At 66.8% G+C, this 14,454-nt stretch carries 14 protein-coding genes; 6 read left to right on the plus strand and 8 right to left on the minus strand.

Annotated elements, in window-relative coordinates:
• The first annotated feature begins 33 nt into the window (after nt 1-33).
• From AC3WJE_RS18790 to AC3WJE_RS18805, 4 genes are all read left to right on the plus strand, one after another.
• Nucleotides 34-1,836 (plus strand): GspE/PulE family protein, encoded by a 1,803-nt coding sequence (locus tag AC3WJE_RS18790; protein ID WP_493732354.1) that lies wholly within the window; start codon nt 34-36, stop codon nt 1,834-1,836.
• A gap of 230 nt (nt 1,837-2,066) precedes the next feature.
• A complete protein-coding gene (locus AC3WJE_RS18795) occupies nt 2,067-2,903 on the plus strand; it encodes a hypothetical protein (protein WP_493732355.1) in 837 nt (278 codons plus the stop codon).
• A gap of 419 nt (nt 2,904-3,322) precedes the next feature.
• Nucleotides 3,323-4,084, plus strand: coding sequence for a glutamine amidotransferase (locus AC3WJE_RS18800; protein WP_493732356.1), 762 nt, complete (start codon nt 3,323-3,325; stop codon nt 4,082-4,084).
• Nucleotides 4,085-4,227: 143 nt separating this feature from the next.
• The gene (locus AC3WJE_RS18805; protein ID WP_493732357.1) at nt 4,228-5,139 is read left to right on the plus strand and encodes a BPSS1780 family membrane protein; all 912 of its coding nucleotides are present in this window, start codon (nt 4,228-4,230) and stop codon (nt 5,137-5,139) included.
• A gap of 79 nt (nt 5,140-5,218) precedes the next feature.
• Here AC3WJE_RS18805 and tatC read toward each other — a convergent pair whose 3' ends face one another.
• From tatC to AC3WJE_RS18825, 4 genes are all read right to left on the minus strand, one after another.
• A complete protein-coding gene (gene tatC / locus AC3WJE_RS18810) occupies nt 5,219-5,956 on the minus strand; it encodes a twin-arginine translocase subunit TatC (RefSeq protein WP_493732358.1) in 738 nt (245 codons plus the stop codon).
• On the minus strand, nt 5,953-6,378 hold the full coding sequence (gene tatB / locus AC3WJE_RS18815) for a Sec-independent protein translocase protein TatB (RefSeq protein WP_493732359.1): 426 nt from the start codon (nt 6,376-6,378) through the stop codon (nt 5,953-5,955). The genes tatC and tatB overlap by 4 nt, the downstream gene beginning before the upstream one ends.
• A gap of 15 nt (nt 6,379-6,393) precedes the next feature.
• Entirely contained in the window at nt 6,394-6,615 is a 222-nt protein-coding gene (locus AC3WJE_RS18820; protein WP_493732360.1) for a Sec-independent protein translocase subunit TatA, read from the minus strand.
• A 199-nt stretch (nt 6,616-6,814) separates the two neighbouring features.
• Nucleotides 6,815-7,708, minus strand: coding sequence for a lipid-binding SYLF domain-containing protein (locus AC3WJE_RS18825; RefSeq protein WP_493732361.1), 894 nt, complete (start codon nt 7,706-7,708; stop codon nt 6,815-6,817).
• A gap of 223 nt (nt 7,709-7,931) precedes the next feature.
• On the opposite strand from AC3WJE_RS18825, the gene hemH reads away from it, so the two are divergent.
• Nucleotides 7,932-8,894, plus strand: a complete 963-nt coding sequence (hemH, locus tag AC3WJE_RS18830) for a ferrochelatase (protein WP_493732362.1) — start codon at nt 7,932-7,934, stop codon at nt 8,892-8,894.
• Nucleotides 8,891-9,799, plus strand: a complete 909-nt coding sequence (locus tag AC3WJE_RS18835; protein WP_493732363.1) for an alpha/beta fold hydrolase — start codon at nt 8,891-8,893, stop codon at nt 9,797-9,799. Before hemH ends, AC3WJE_RS18835 begins: the two co-directional genes overlap by 4 nt.
• Before the next feature lie 564 nt (nt 9,800-10,363).
• Here the strand turns inward: AC3WJE_RS18835 and AC3WJE_RS18840 are convergent.
• The 4 genes from AC3WJE_RS18840 to ttcA form a co-directional block, all read right to left on the minus strand.
• The gene (locus tag AC3WJE_RS18840) at nt 10,364-11,152 is read right to left on the minus strand and encodes a M48 family metallopeptidase (RefSeq protein WP_493732364.1); all 789 of its coding nucleotides are present in this window, start codon (nt 11,150-11,152) and stop codon (nt 10,364-10,366) included.
• Nucleotides 11,153-11,248: 96 nt separating this feature from the next.
• On the minus strand, nt 11,249-12,157 hold the full coding sequence (locus tag AC3WJE_RS18845) for a recombination-associated protein RdgC (protein WP_493732365.1): 909 nt from the start codon (nt 12,155-12,157) through the stop codon (nt 11,249-11,251).
• Nucleotides 12,158-12,375: 218 nt separating this feature from the next.
• On the minus strand, nt 12,376-13,053 hold the full coding sequence (locus tag AC3WJE_RS18850) for a hypothetical protein (RefSeq protein ID WP_493732366.1): 678 nt from the start codon (nt 13,051-13,053) through the stop codon (nt 12,376-12,378).
• Nucleotides 13,054-13,118: 65 nt separating this feature from the next.
• Nucleotides 13,119-14,009, minus strand: a complete 891-nt coding sequence (ttcA, locus tag AC3WJE_RS18855) for a tRNA 2-thiocytidine(32) synthetase TtcA (RefSeq protein WP_493732367.1) — start codon at nt 14,007-14,009, stop codon at nt 13,119-13,121.
• Nucleotides 14,010-14,454 lie beyond the last annotated feature (445 nt).

Below are 14,454 nucleotides of genomic sequence, written 5' to 3' on the forward strand. Positions count from 1 at the left end.
CATTGACCTTTCCAGGGGCGAATCGGTAATCCAATGAAAGTCTCCAACGTCCCGGATATGGCCACTCTGCCGCGCGGCCGGCTGACGTTCGAGCGCGTGGTCGCGGTGCTGATCGCCGATGGCATGGTCGATCCGGTCGATCGCGAGCGCATCCAGTTCTCCGCCGGTGGCGCGCGCAACGCCAGCGACGTGCATCCGCTGGTGCTGCTGTCCAACCTCAAGCTCAAGGCCGGCCAGCCGCCGGCCGGCGAGCTGGGCCTGGAACGCCTGACCGAATGGCTGGCCACCCACACCGGCATGCGCTATCTGCGCATCGATCCGACCCGGGTCGACGTGCACGCGGTGGCCGGCGTGGTGTCTCACGCGTATGCGCGTCGTCATCGCATCCTGCCGCTGGCGGTCGAGGCCGATCACGTCCTGATCGCCACCAGCGAGCCGCTGGCGCTGGACTGGCTGGCCGACGTGCAGCACCTGACCCGCCGCAAGATCCAGGTGGTGCTGGTCAATCCGCTCGATCTGCACCGCTACACGATGGAGTTCTTCGGGGTGACCCAGTCGGTGCGCGGCGCGCGCAACGACGTGCGCGGCACCGAGGCCAGCAGCGGCCTGCCCAGCTTCGAGCAGCTGGTCGAACTGGGCCGCGCCGGCGACGTCACCGCCGATGACCAGCACGTGGTGCACATCGTCGACTGGCTGCTGCAGTACGCCTACGAGCAGCGCGCCAGCGACATCCACCTGGAACCGCGCCGCGACCTGGGGCGGATGCGCTTCCGCATCGACGGCGTGCTGCACAAGGTGTTCGAAGTGCCGCCGAACGTGATGACCGCGATGATCAGCCGGATCAAGGTGCTCGGGCGCATGGACCTGGGCGAGCGCCGGCGCCCGCAGGACGGCCGCATCAAGACCCGTTCGCCGGGCGGGCGCGAGGTCGAGATGCGCCTGTCGACGATGCCGACCGCATTCGGCGAGAAGTGCGTGATGCGCATCTTCGACCCGGATGCGGCGTTCAAGAGCATCGAGCAGCTCGGTTTCAGCGCCGACGAGGCCGCCGGCTGGAACGCGCTGGTCGGCCGCCCGCACGGCATCGTGCTGGTGACCGGGCCGACCGGCTCGGGCAAGACCACCACGCTGTATTCCACGCTCAAGCGGCTGGCCACGCCGGACGTGAACGTGTGCACGGTCGAGGATCCGATCGAGATGATCTCGCCGGAATTCAACCAGATGCAGGTCCAGCACAACATCGACCTGGACTTCGCCTCCGGCGTGCGCACGCTGCTGCGACAGGACCCGGACATCATCATGATCGGCGAGATCCGCGATCTGGAAACCGCGCAGATGGCGGTGCAGGCCTCGCTGACCGGCCATCTGGTGCTCTCGACCCTGCACACCAACGACGCGCCCTCGGCGATCACCCGCCTGCTCGACCTGGGCGTGCCGCACTACCTGGTCGCCTCCACTCTCAATGGCGTACTGGCGCAGCGCCTGGTGCGCACGCTGTGCCCGCACTGCAAGCGCCCGCACACGCTGGACGATACCGACTGGGCGCCGATCCGCGAGCCGGGCGAAGCACTGCCGGCCAAAGTCACCACGCATGCCCCGGTCGGCTGCCTGGAATGCCGCCGTACCGGCTATCTCGGCCGGGTCGGCCTGTACGAACTGCTGCCGCTCAGCGCCAACCTGCGCGCGCAGGTCCGCGCCGACATGGACCTCGCCAGCTTCAGCCGCGCCGCCCGGGGCGAAGGCCTGCGCACACTGCGCCGCACCGGCCTGGAGAAAGTCGCCGAAGGCCTCACCACCGTCGAGGAAGTGCTGTCGGTGCTGCCGCCGCGGGAGTAACCGCGGGAGCGCCGGAAACCTGATCGCCCACCGGCTCCGTCGCAATGTGGCGCTGACTGCGCTACAAAAAGCACGCCGCCCATCGGAACGGGCGGCAGGCAGGCCGCTTCCACACGCAATCCGCGCCATGCCGCCGGATCGGACCCGGTGGCATCACGCCCAGCCCGACGGAACGCGGCCCTTCGCGATCACGACGATCGCTTGACGATGGCTTGGAGAGGGAGAGCGCTATGACACTTTACGCATGGGTAAATCCCGTCGGCGAAGGCGATATGGGCTTCGTGCCGCATCTGGAGGGATTCAGCGCCCTGGTCGATCACACCTGGGTGACCACCTACGACAACCGGCAGGACGCTTATGCGGATATCGCCGCCGTCCTGGCCCATCAACAGCACTACTGGTTCTGCTGGGGCGTGTTCCATGCGCAGGGCTACAGCACCAGGGTTCCCGGCGGTTTCGCCGGACAGGCACCGGCGGATCTGAGCCGGGCCGATTGCCTGTGCCAGCCCAATCAGCCCTCCAAAGGCAACCCACCCGCGCAGGGCACGATCTTCCGCTACGGCATCAACGGCGTCTGCCACCAGTTGGCCAATCAGGTGTTGTGGGCGACCGGCAGCGCGAACACGCCACCACTGACGGTACGCATCGCACGTGGCTACTGGCTGAGCACTGCGCTGTACGGCACCTATGGGCGCAACTGGGCCTCGAATGCCTGGACGGAAAAGAAGAACGCCTGCGCAGTGGGCGCGGCGTTGTCGCCCGAGGACGAGCCGGACGCATTCGCCGCCCGGGTACACAGCGTGCTCGGTGAGGCCTTGGCCGCCGAGGCACACGACAAGGTACTGACGCATCGCGATACGGCGCTGGCGGCACTGGCCGCGATGGCGGCGCGCCCGGCAGCACAGCCCGACGCTGCTACCCGCGACGAGTGCAAACAGGTCAATCAGATCGCGCTTGAGTTCCAGCAACGCGCCGCGGAGAAACTGACGCCCGAGCAGTACCGGCAGATCTTCGAGCTGGAGCCGGAGGAACGGCTTGCGCTGGTCGATCCCGGCTTGGCGGGGTAGTTGGATCGATCCTGGATCGGGTCACGTCTTCCCTAAAAAAAGGCGATGGTCCAGCCGCTCAGGACAGTAAACAACACTCGTCATCCCCGCGCAGGCGGGGGTGAGGGCGGGCCGCTAGCGAGCCATTGGCTCGCGCCTGCTCGAACGCCCGAGTGCTGTGCGCGAGGGCTGGGGATCGAAGATCCAGTGCCTTTCAGCTTTCCCGGCGCAAAAGTCGCTGGGTCCCCGCCTGCACGGGGACGACGGTAGTGATTTTGTCGGCTACTTCTTTTTCGCCTCCCCACAAGCGGGGAGTAACTCGCAGCGCCTGGTGGGTCGAACCAGCCCCGGAACACAACACTTCCACCGGAAACGGTTGAAGCGCATCGCCCCTGACGCTCTAATCAACTCGGAGCAAGCCGTTCCCCCACACCGTAACAATGAGCCAGCTTCCCTTCCTGATCCTCGAAACCGGCCAGCCGGTGCAGCCGCTGAAGCGCTATGGGCGCTTCCCGCACTGGATCCGCGTGGCCGCGGGACTGGTCGAGCGCGAGACCCAGGTGGTCGATGTCGAGTCGGGCGCGGCATTGCCCGATCGTCAGCACTTCGCCGGCGTCATCGTCAGTGGCTCGGCCGCCTTCGTCACCGATCGCGCCGAGTGGAGCGAGCGCTCCGCCGACTGGCTGCGCGAGGCCGCCCATGCCGGCGTGCCGCTGTTCGGCATCTGCTATGGCCACCAGTTGCTGGCGCATGCGCTCGGCGGCCAGGTCGACTACAACCCGGCCGGGCGCGAGTCCGGCACGATCGAGCTGGAACTGCATCCGTCGGCGTTCGAGGATCCGCTGTTTGCCGGCCTGCCCGGCCGCTTCCCGGCCCACGCCACCCATTTGCAGACGGTGCTGCGTGCGCCGGACGGCGCCACCGTGCTGGCGCGTTCGGTGCAGGACCAGTGCCACGCGTTCCGCTGGGGCGAGCGCGCCTGGGGGGTGCAGTTCCATCCGGAATTCGCCACCCACCACATCCGCGGCTACGTCAACGCGCGCGCCGACTGCCTGGCCCGCCACGGCCGCTGTGCACGCACGGTCGCACGCGAGGTCACCGCCGCGCCGCTGGCGCGCAAGCTGCTGCGGCGCTTCGTGCAGCACGCGCGCGGGCTGCGGCCGGCCGCCGACAGGAACCTTGGCCCGACGCTTTACCGGTAGCGGTACAGCGTCGGGACTGAAGTCCCTCCCACAAAAACGCCCCCGCCCACGGATGTGCGCTGCTTTTGTGAGGGACTCGCGAAAAACGGCGATAATCCACCTGTTCGCCGGATCGTCCGGCACGCTCCCCACCCGGAATATCCATGAGAGAGATCCACAAGGTGCCGGCATCGTCCGGCGCGGAATGGCTGCTGACCGGCTTCTCGCTGCTGCGGCGCGCGCCGCTGGCGCTGGGTTCGCTCGGCGTGATCTGGGCGCTGGCCGCCTCGCTCGCCCTGTCGCTGGCGCTGCTGGTGCCTGTGCTGGGCACTGCCGTGCAATTCCTGCTGGTACTGGCCGGCCCGCTGTTCATGGGCGGACTGCTGTGGGCGATCCGCGAGGTCGACCAGGGTCGCCAGGCCAAGCCCTCGCACCTGCTGCACGGCCTGCAGGAAGGCCGCGCGCCGCACCTGCTGGTGTCGCTGCTGCCGCAGATCATCGCCGGCCTGCTGCTCGGCGTCCTGCTGCTGGCGTTGATCGGTACGCAGGGATTGCTGCAGCTGTCGGATGTGATGGTCCAGCTCAACGCGCTCAGTGCCTCGGGCAAGCAGCCGGATCCGGCCGAGATCGAAGCACTGGCCGCGACCCTGCCGGCCGGCCGCATCCTGCTGTGGCTGCTGCTGGTGCTGGCGACCTTCGCCGCCCTGACGCTGGCGTTGTTCGTGATGCCGCCGCAGGTGATGTTCGACCGCAGCGGCGGCTGGAAGGCGCTGCGCAACAGCCTGCGCGCCAGCATCCACAACCTGCCGGCGATGCTGGTGTTCTTCGTGCTCGCCTTCATCGCGCTGTTCGCGATCTATTTCGCGGTGATGATCGTCGCGCTGGTGGTCGGCCTGGTCGCCGGTCAAGGCGTGGCGGTGTGGGTTGCGCAGCTGTTGCTGATGGGCGTGCTGATGCCGGTATTCGCCGGCTCGGTCTACGCAGCCTGGAAGCAGATGTTCCCGCAACCGGCCGACACCACCGCAACCGGTGGTACGACACCGCCGTCGCCACCGAGCAACATCATTGCGGCGTGAGTGAAAGGCCGGGATTGGGGATTCGTAAGAGCAACCGCGCGGACTTCGCGCAGCGCTCTTTCGAATCACGAATCCCCAATCACGAATCCCGGCTCTTAAGCCACCCCGCGGCCACGATTCCCAACTCATAAAGCAGGCACATCGGGATCGCCAGCAGCAGCTGCGAGACCACGTCGGGCGGGGTCAGCACCGCCGCCAGCACGAAGATGCCGACGATCGCGTAGCCGCGCCCCTGCCGCAGCTGCTCCGGGGTGACCCAGCCGAGCAGCACCAGGATCACCAGCGCCACCGGCAGCTCGAAGCTGGTGCCGAAGGCGAAGAAGATCACCAGCACGAAGTCCAGGTACGAGCCGGCATCGGGGGTGATCGCGATGACGTCCGGCTTGAACGTGGTCAGGAAGTGGAACACCGCCGGCAACACCAGGAAGTAGGCGAACGCGCAGCCGATGTAGAACAGCAGCACCGCCGAAGCCAGCAACGGCACCGCCAGCCGCTTCTCGCGGTGGTACAGGCCCGGCGCCACGAATGCCCAGGCCTGGTACAGCAACCACGGCACGGCGATGAACACCGCCACGAAAAAGGTCAGCTTGACCGGTGCGAAGAACGCGCCGGCCGGGTTCATCGCGATCATCGTCTGCCCGGCCGGCAGCTGCGATATCAGCGGATGGGCCAGCCAGGAATAGATCTTCTGGGTGAACGGCAGCAGCGCGGCCAGCACCACGCCCAGCCCGACCAGCCCGCGCAGCAGGCGCGCGCGCAACTCGATCAGGTGTTCGATCAGGCTGCTCTCGGCCTGTGCGTCATCCTGGGAACTCAATGCGACTTCTCCTGCGTGCCGGCGGCCGGCGGCGGCAGCGCGGGCTGCTCGCCCGGCGCGGCGGTTGCCGGCGCGGGCGCGCTGACGCCTGCCTCATCATGGCGCGGCTCGACGGTGCGGATATCCACATCGCGGCGGACCTCCTCGTGCAGGGAGTGGGTCTCGTCCTGCAATCGTTGCTGGCCTTCGCGCAGCTGCTGCTGGGCCTCGCGCAGCGAATCCTGCACGTTGTGCAGATTGCGCTTGAGCTCCTCGGCCTCCAGCTCGCGCTCCAGTTCCTGCTTCACCGATTCCCACTGCTGGCGCGCGCGGCGCACCCACAGCCCGGCAAAGCGCGCCGCCTTCGGCAGCCGCTCGGGACCAAGCACCACCAGTGCCACCACTGCGATCAGCAGCAGCTCGCCAAATCCGATATCGAACACGACGCCTGGCCTGGATCAGCGCGCGTCGCGATCGCGTTCGGCCTGCGACTCGCGGGACTGCTGCTCGGGGCTGCGCGAATCGTCGCCGAGCTGGCCGGCCGGCTTGTCCTCGTCGCGCATGCCCTTCTTGAACTCCTTGACCGCACTGCCAAGGTCCTTGGCACCGCTGGTCAGGCGCTTGGTGCCGAACACCAGCAGCACGATCACCAGCACCACCACCCAATGAATCCAACTCATGCCGCCCATAACGCACTTCCCGCTTGATCTTGATGAATGACCCGCCGGTGCTTCCCGTGGAAGCCCGGCCTACGTGGCGCGCCGCCCGGCGGCGCACTCGGCGTGCGCGTTGCCGCGCCCGCTGTCGTCGATACGCAATCGCACCCGACACACCCGTCGAGGATAGCGCACCACGCCCGCAACCGGTGTAGCCCGGAAGTCAGTGATTGCCGTCCAGCGATTCCGTACGGATTTCGCCATCGGAGACCGGCTGGAAACCCTGCTGCGGCGCCGTGGTGGCGGGCTGGATCGGTACGGTGGTCGCCTCGGCGGCTGGCACGGTGGGGACCGAGGTGGTCACGCTCGGCGCGGAAGCCGGCGTCGGTGCGCGCCGCTGGGCGCCGGCCCCGTCGGTACCGCGCTTGCTGCGCGCGATATAGGTGGCTTCCTCCAGGCGGTCGCGGAACGCCACCACGTCCGAGGACGGCGGCTCCGGGGTGCGGCCTTCGAAGATCATCCGCGGCGTAGTGCCGGTGCCGTAGACGTTGAGGTCGGCGGCGTTGTCGATCTGCAGCACCGCCCCGTCCAGCGCCACGCCGGCGAACAGGCCGCGCGCGCGCGACCAGGACCAGATTTCGGCCTTGAGCTGGCCGTCGGTGGCGGCGGCGGCATTGCGCCCGACCGGGCCGGCGGCGACGCCGGCATCGGCACCGAGGGTGAACTTGCCGTTGACGATGTTGTCCAGGCTGCGGTCGTTGCGGAACACCAGCACCACGTCGGAGGACTGCACGCCGGCCTGGAAGCCGATGCTGCCGCCGGTCAGCTTGACGAACACCGGCTGCGACCAGCTGCCATCGGGGTTCTTGACCGACATCAGGCCGTGGCCGCGACGCCCGCCGATGAACAGGCCGGCCTTGAGCGTGTCGGGAATCACCACGATCGCGCGGGCTTCATCCAGCAACTTGTCCGGAATTGCCTGCTCGGGGATTTCCTGGATCTCGGTCAGCACCCGCACCGCGTTGCGCGCGCGCTGGTCCTCCTCCGGACCGGCAACGGCATGGCCAGCGACGAAGCCGAGCGACAACAGCAGAACGAGACGCGAAAGACGAGGCATGAGGGGCTCCATGGGGCAAGTTGCCAAAATGAGATCCCCGCACAAGGATGTGCGGTGTTCTTGCGAAGGATTCGCAAGATAGACCAACACCGGCAATAAATAAGGTACCGCCCGGAAATTAGTCGTCGGCTAATGAATCACCGGTGAGTACGCAGGCGCCGTCTATCGCTCCAATCGCCAGCGCGAAATGCCTTCGCGCACATGCCTCTGCGACAATGAATGGATGACTGAAACCGCCGATACCGCCCTGCTCGCCGTCAATCTGGGGACGCCCGATGCCCCCACCGCGCCGGCGGTGCGGCGCTACCTGGCTGAATTCCTTGGCGACCGGCGCGTGGTGTCGATCCCGCCGCTGCTGTGGAAGCCGCTGTTGCACGGGCTGATCCTGCCGCTGCGCGCACCGCGCTCGGCCGAGAAATACGCGCAGGTCTGGCTGCCGGACGGCTCGCCGCTGGCGGTATATACCCGGCGCCTGGCCGAAGGCATCGCGCGCGAGCTGCCGGCCAACTGGCAGGTCCGCGCGGCGATGCGCTACGGCACCCCGGCGCTGCGCCCGGCGCTGGACGCGCTGCATGCCGAAGGCCTGCGCCGGATCGTGGTGCTGCCGCTGTACCCGCAGTATTCGACCACCACCACCGCCTCGGTCGAGGACCTGGTGGACGACTGGCGCCGCACCCATCCCGACACTCGGGTCAGCCTGGTCCACGACTATGCGATCGACCCAGCCTGGGTCGCCGCCGTGGCCGCCTCGATCCGCGAACACTGGCAGCGCCACGGTCGCGGTCAACAGCTGATGTTCTCGTTCCACGGCCTGCCACAGCGCGTGGCCGACAACGGCGACCCCTACCCGCAACGCTGCGAGGCCAGCGCGCACGCGATCGCCGCTGCGCTGGGGCTGGGCGAAGACGATTGGCGGATCGGTTACCAGTCACGCTTCGGCCGCGAGCGCTGGCTGCAGCCCTATGCCGAGCCGACGCTGTGGGCGATGGCCGGGCAAGGCATCACCGACATCGACATCGTCTGCCCCGGTTTCGCCACCGACTGCCTGGAGACGCTGGAGGAAGTGGCGATGGGTTTCTCGCGCACCCTGGCCGAGCGCGGCGCGCGCCTGCACTACATCCCCTGCCTCAACGACAGCGCGATCCACGCGCAGGCGCTGGCCCAGCTGGCGGCGCGGGCGTCATGAGGCCGGTCTCGAACAATACCGATACATCCACCAGACATCCTTCCGGCAGAGGCACGACTCTGGACGAATTCAGCTGTGAACTGAGCTTTGGCGAACTACGCGGGCTGCGCCGCCACCGTCCCGGCGGGCGCCGGGTGCTGGCGCTGCATGGGTGGCTCGACAACGCGGCCAGCTTCATTCCCTTGGCCGCGCAACTGGACGAACTGGATCTGGTGCTGCTGGACCTTCCCGGCCACGGCCACAGCGCTTCGATGCCGGCCGGCGCCGAATACACGCTGATCGGCGCGATCCACTGCGTGCTGGACGCGGCCGACGCACTCGGCTGGGATCGCTTCACCCTGCTCGGCCATTCGATGGGCGCGGGCATCGCCAGCCTGGTCGCAGCGGCCGCACCAACGCGGGTGGAAGCGCTGGTCGCGATCGAGGCACTGGGCGGACTCGGCGAGCTGGTCGAAAACACGCCCAAGCGACTACGCGAAAGCGTCATCGCCGCGCGTTCGATGCGCGAGCGTCCGTTGCGGGTGTTCCCGACCATGGAAACCGCGATCCGCGCCCGCATGATGGCCAACCAGTTTAGCGAGCCCTCGGCCCGCCGCCTGGTCGAACGCGGCGTACAGACCGTCCCCGGCGGCTACAGCTGGCGCAGCGACCAGCGCCTGACCCTGCCGACCGCCGTGCGCATGACCGAAGCGCAGATCGACAGCCTGGTAACCGCGATCGAATGCCCCACGCAGGTGATTTTCGCCACACCCGCGCAGGCGTATTTCCCCGAACCACTACGCAGCCAGCGCGCAGCGTTGCTACCGAAGGGACACCTCACGACGCTGCCAGGCATCCATCACCTGCATATGGAAGACCCGGTGGCGGTGGCAGCGATCATTACGACGTTCTTCGAGACGTTGTAACTAACCTGCTTTCTGCAGACGGGTAACCGGGTTGTTGCTTTTGCCTTTGTTGTTGCTTTTGCAGTCGCTCTTCATGGGGCCCCCATCCGCAGCGACGGAGCCAACGGGCAAAAACCCGCAGGGCGACGCACATGGATGTGCGTCGTTTTCTGCCGCGACAGGACGTCGCGTCAGAAAATTCCCGTTGGCGGAGTGCACCCGTAGCGCAGCGAAGGGCGCGAGGACTGGGGCGTGCTTTCTTTGGGTTACCTTTCTTTGCACGAGCAAAGAAAGGTAACTCGCTCCGAAGGAGCGAAAGCTGTTGCCTTTGCCTTTGCTTCCACTGCAACGTCAAACCCAAGAAGCAACGTCCATGGATGATCAGCCTTCGGCTGCTGAAAAGCGCTTCCCGCTTTCGCGGGAATGACGGTAGGGAGATCGCACGGAAGTCGCTGGGTCCCCGCCTTCGCGGGGACGACGGTGGAGAGATCGCGTGGAAAGCACTGACGCCCTCCTGCAGGGATAGCGAACAGGGATGGCGAATGCAAAGTCACCTACGCCATCGCGTCTAAGCAGGCAAATGCATCAGCCCACAGGCTGCAACAACCCGCGCAACTGCGCCTTGAGCTGACGCCCATGCTCATGAAAATAATCCCGCTCCTCGCGCCAGCCCGGAAAGCGCACCTCCACCTCGCGCCAGAACGCTGGCGAGTGATTGGCCTGGATCAAGTGACACAACTCGTGCACCAGCACGTACTCGAACGCCGAGGGCCGCCCCAACACCAGTCCCAGGTCCAGCGCCATCGAGCCATCCGGAGCCAGCGATCCCCACTGCGAGGACATCATCTTGTAGCGCACCGTGCGCGGTGCGCGCGGCAACCCGGGCAGGTACTTCGGCAGCCAGCGGCCGACATCGGCGCGGGCCTGCGCCTCGTAGAAATCCTTCAGCGCACGGCGCAGCGCCGGCTCGCCCGCGCGCGCCGGCAGGTGCACGTGCGCGATGCCGTCCTCGACCTCGATCCGGGTGTAGCGCGCCTCGTGCCACTGCACCGGCAACAGCTCACCGCGCAGCGGCAGTTCACCGGGCTGGCCGCGCTGCAGCGCCACCACCGCGTCCATCTGTTGATAGCGCAGCAGTTGCTCAGCCAGCCAGTGGCGATGCTCGTTCAGGAACCGCTCGCCGGCCACCAGGCTGGCACGCAACGGCAGCGTCAAGCGCGCGCCGCGCTCGTCGACACTCAACTTGATGCGCCGCGCGCGCGGATCGCGCACGCGCAGCACCTCGATCTCACGTTCGCCCAGGCGCAGGCGGACGTGGTCGCGTTCGACCACCGGCGGCGGGGGCGCGATCAGGCGGCGGAGGACGTTCGGCATGGTGGCTACAGCATACGACGCGGTGCTTGCGGACAGGTTGCAGCGGCTTGACCACCGCGCCAAGCCCCTCTTCCGCTGGAAGAGGGGCTCGGGCCATCAGCCATCGGCCTTGCTCAGCTTCAGCGCCTGCTCCAGCAGCAGGAACAGCCGCCGTACCTCGCCACTCATCAGCGCGAAGCGCGCGTCCAGCTCGGCATGGGTGCCGTCCTCGTCGCTGTGTTCGAGCTGGTCGACCACGCCGTCTAGGAACTTGAGCTTGCGGATCACCAGATCGTCGCCGAGCACGAAGGACACGTGATCGTCGAGGATCAGCGCCAGCTTGGTCACCTGCTTGCCGGATTCCAGGTGCTTGTCGATCTCTTCGCCGCGCAGTTCCTGGTGCTGGCACCTGACCACCGCGCCACCCTCGATCGGGTCCTTCATCTCGCACTCTTCGCCCAGGCTCAGGCCTTCGGGCAGCGGCTCGCCGGCGATCCAGCCGGTCAGCACCGAGCGCGGCGCGACTTCCGCGTTGAGCGGCAGCGCGGGGAAGCTGCCGAGCAGGCCGCGGATCTCGCTCATCACGTTCTCGCCGGTCTTGCGACTGGAGGTGTCCACCGCGACGTAGCCGTGCTGCAGGTCGAACATCGCGTCGGTGCGCGAGGACTTCACGAACGCGCGCGGCAGCAGTTCGTGGATCAGGTCGTCTTTCAGGCGCTTGCGCGCCTTGCCACCGGGGCGGCGGCCTTCCTTCTCCTCGATCTCGGCGACCTTGCGCGCGAGCAGGTCGTTGACCACCGAGCCGGGCAGGATCTTGTCCTCGCCGCCGACGGTCAGCCACAGGAATTCGCCGATGCGGTGGCTCAATATCTCCCGTTCGTCACGCCCGAACGGCGAAATGAACCCACGCGACGTCATTTCGAGCGGACCGACCGGACGCAGCAGCGCCTCGGGCAGCAACTTGTCGGTTTCGGAAAAGTCGATCGAGGTGGGGAAGCGGAACAGCGTCAGGTTGCGGAAGAACATCGAATACCCAGGATTGAACGGAAGCGGTCCGGCGCCAGGCGCCGGACCGGATTGGAAGCTTAGAGCGTGTCGTGCCTTTTTTCATGAGAGGCGTTGGGCGGCGGCGGTGCGGAGCCGGTGTTGCGGGGTGCGGCCTTGGCTGATGCCATGGCAAACCGCGCGGCCCCGGCTCCGTGCCGCTGACGGCTGCGCACTCACGAAAAAAGGCACAGCACGCTCTAATGCCCCACCAACTGCACCGCATCCACGTAGGTGCGATCTTCGATGGCATTGGTGGCCAGCGTCAGCCGCACACCGTTGGCCTTGTAGGGCGTGGGATCGAAAGGGCGCTCGAACCAGTTGATTTCGCCACTGGCATAGGTGTCATCGTCGCGGCCTTCCCAGACCACGTGGCGGGCACCGCTCTCGTCGATCAGCTCGACCTTGACGATCGCGCCGGGCGCGGCGATCAGCCGCACGCGCACCGCGCTGGCCGCGACCGGCCGGGCATACTTCAGCTCCAGCCATTCGATGCCGGCATTCTGCTGCGCGGGCGACCAGCCCTTGCCGGTGGCGATGTTGTCGGCGGCATCGGGCGCACCAACGGCCGCTTCGGGCTTCCAGTCGCCGTCGAAGTTGCCGATCACCGTGGCATAGGTGCTGCTCGCCGTGGCCTGGGTGGCCCACTGACCGTCCGGGTCATCGACGATCTTCTGATTGGCCAACGCGAGGTCGATCTTGGCCTGCTTCTCAGCGGCGGCGTGCTCCTGCCCGGTCTGCGCGGGCGCGGCAACAGGTGCGGCTGCAGGTTCGGCAGCGGCGGACGCCGCGGAGGTTTCGGCTTCCGGTTTCTTGCAGGCCGCCAACGTCAGGACGGCGATCAGTGCAGCGGCGAGTGGTCGAACAGATCCATGCATCACACAAGCTCCTTTTTGGAACGGGGAAAAATAAATACGGGGGAACAACGAAGAAACAGCTTGGTTCACCCAGCATCGGCGCCATCGGCCAGCCACGCCTGCGCATCGGGCGGGGTTCCAGCGCGCGGGCCCAGCGCCATGAAATCGAACAGCGTGCGATCGGCCAGCTGCGAAGGTTCGATTTCGCCAAACGCGCGGGCGATCTGCTCGATGCGTCCGGGATGCTCCTGCTCCCACTGACGCATCATCAACCCGACCTGCTTGCGCTGCAGGTTTTCCTGGCTGCCGCACAGGTTGCAGGGGATGATCGGGAAGGCCTTGGCCTGCGCGTACTCGACGATGTCGGCTTCGCGCACGTAGGCGAGCGGGCGGATCACCACATGCTTGCCGTCATCGCTGCGCAGCTTGGGCGGCATGCCCGACAGTTTGGCGTGGTGGAACAGGTTCATGAAGAACGTGGCGACCATGTCGTCGCGGTGGTGACCAAGCGCGATCTTGGTGATGCCGTTGTGTTCGGCGTAGTGGTACAGCGCGCCGCGACGCAGACGCGAGCACAGCGAACACATCGTCTTGCCTTCCGGAATGACCCGGCTGACCACCGAATAGGTGTCCTGCTCGATGATGTGGAACGGCACGCCGGTCGAAGTCAGGTACTCGGGCAACACGTGTTCGGGAAAGCCCGGCTGTTTCTGGTCCAGATTGACCGCGACCAGCTCGAACGGCACCGGCGCTTTCTTCTGCAACTGCAGCAGGATGTCCAGCATCGTGTAGCTGTCCTTGCCGCCGGACAGGCACACCATGACCTTGTCGCCGGCCTCGATCATGCCGAAGTCGGCGATGGCCTGGCCGACCTGCCGACGCAGGCGCATGCCGAGCTTGACGTGCTCGCGCTCGACCACGCGCGGATCGCGGCGGGCCGGTGACGGGTCGGGAAGCGCAATGACGGCGGCATTCATGGTGCGCATTCTAACTGCGGGGCCCTGTGCCCTCCCGGAACGCCAGTGCAGGCGTCCTTGCGATGGCGCAACGCAGCAAGGCGTTTGCGGAAACTGCTGCTAGAGTTCGGCCGACCCAGACGACCTGTCGATCACATGCAAGACTCCTGGTCCGCTCCCGCGGCTTTTTTTGCCCCGGCATTTGGTAGCGCTAACATTTTGGTGCCGATGGTTCTGCGTGCGCGCGCTCCATGTAGGAGCGGCTTCAGCCGCGATGGGGCTTCACTAGTAAAGCCCCTCGCGGCTGAAGCCGCTCCTACAGATCCCCGTTTGTTTCTTCCCCCAGACTCGTCAAAGTAAAGAAGGACCCACACCATGAGCAGCAATCCATTCGTCGGCGCCAAGGAATACTTCCCCGGCATCGGCCAGATCAAATTCGAAGGTCGCGATTCGGACAATCCGCTGG

Source organism: Pseudomonas sp. GW821-FHT07E12, assembly GCF_058986605.1.

Coding starts and splice junctions, on each gene's coding strand:
- AC3WJE_RS18845 (WP_493732365.1), bottom strand. CDS start 12,157: ATGTTCTTCCGCAACCTGACGCTGTTCCGCTTCCCCACCTCGATCGAC.
- ttcA (WP_493732367.1), bottom strand. CDS start 14,009: ATGAATGCCGCCGTCATTGCGCTTCCCGACCCGTCACCGGCCCGCCGC.
- AC3WJE_RS18850 (WP_493732366.1), bottom strand. CDS start 13,053: ATGCATGGATCTGTTCGACCACTCGCCGCTGCACTGATCGCCGTCCTG.
- AC3WJE_RS18805 (WP_493732357.1), top strand. CDS start 4,228: ATGAGAGAGATCCACAAGGTGCCGGCATCGTCCGGCGCGGAATGGCTG.
- AC3WJE_RS18790 (WP_493732354.1), top strand. CDS start 34: ATGAAAGTCTCCAACGTCCCGGATATGGCCACTCTGCCGCGCGGCCGG.
- hemH (WP_493732362.1), top strand. CDS start 7,932: ATGACTGAAACCGCCGATACCGCCCTGCTCGCCGTCAATCTGGGGACG.
- AC3WJE_RS18840 (WP_493732364.1), bottom strand. CDS start 11,152: ATGCCGAACGTCCTCCGCCGCCTGATCGCGCCCCCGCCGCCGGTGGTC.
- AC3WJE_RS18795 (WP_493732355.1), top strand. CDS start 2,067: ATGACACTTTACGCATGGGTAAATCCCGTCGGCGAAGGCGATATGGGC.
- AC3WJE_RS18800 (WP_493732356.1), top strand. CDS start 3,323: ATGAGCCAGCTTCCCTTCCTGATCCTCGAAACCGGCCAGCCGGTGCAG.
- AC3WJE_RS18820 (WP_493732360.1), bottom strand. CDS start 6,615: ATGAGTTGGATTCATTGGGTGGTGGTGCTGGTGATCGTGCTGCTGGTG.
- AC3WJE_RS18825 (WP_493732361.1), bottom strand. CDS start 7,708: ATGCCTCGTCTTTCGCGTCTCGTTCTGCTGTTGTCGCTCGGCTTCGTC.
- AC3WJE_RS18835 (WP_493732363.1), top strand. CDS start 8,891: ATGAGGCCGGTCTCGAACAATACCGATACATCCACCAGACATCCTTCC.